The organism is Centipeda infelix ATCC 43532, from assembly GCF_000234095.1.
In the GTDB taxonomy this organism is placed as follows: Bacteria; Bacillota; Negativicutes; order Selenomonadales; family Selenomonadaceae; genus Centipeda; species Centipeda infelix.
In genome coordinates, this window is sequence record NZ_JH376818.1 from 1 (window position 1) to 674 (window position 674).

The window sequence follows — 674 nt, forward strand, 5'->3', positions numbered from 1 at the left end:
TGATTATAGCAGAGGTAGTCAATGATCTTCAAGTGGCGCAAGGCGTTGCACCGCTTTGAAGGTCGAGCGTGAATGTCGGCGTGGTAGTCACCTGTCGCCGCGCCGTTGTTCGCGTGAGCGGAATCCGATAGGGTGCGATGGTGTGGAAGATAATAAGACGTCGCCCCAGAATCGAGAATGCGCATTTACAGAAATCTCCACGCGTGGAGATTTCTATGCGTTTTCGATGTGCACTTAGGAGTTTCTCGCAGCCGCGAAAAACTCGTGCACACCTTCGAGCAGAATTGCTCGAAGCTCACTTATGCATTTCAGAATCTGAAACGCCGTTCGCGCCCGATTGTATCGGGCGATTTTTGCCGCTCACCTTCGTTCGCTGATCCGCCGCGATGGGCGGATAAAAAAAATAGATCGGCGCACATCGGCGCCGATCGGATTCAAGTCAGCTTGCTTTTTGCTCTGCGAATACCTCGTATTGTTCTTCAGGAATGGCTGCGGAATCGTTCGAGCCGTCCCCTTCGGCTGCTGCGTCGTGATATTGCAGCAGCACGTTCATTCTTGCGTTCTTCCCGCCCTTGAATAATACGTCTGGGTTTACGCGATATGCGCCTTGATTGATGCGTTGCAAGAAGTTACTGTCGATTAGTGCTTGTAGTGTCCTCGATACCGTTTGATAG

At 51.6% G+C, this 674-nt stretch carries 2 protein-coding genes; both read right to left on the reverse strand.

Annotation, left to right across the window (positions count from 1 at the left end; all coding sequences use genetic code 11):
• Positions 1 to 185: hypothetical protein (locus HMPREF9334_RS12390; protein WP_039957607.1), on the reverse strand; the 185-nt coding region annotated here is incomplete at its 3' end.
• Positions 186 to 439: 254 nt separating this feature from the next.
• Positions 440 to 674 (reverse strand): replication/maintenance protein RepL (locus HMPREF9334_RS11930; RefSeq protein ID WP_006693593.1); only part of this gene is annotated, 235 nt, incomplete at its 5' end.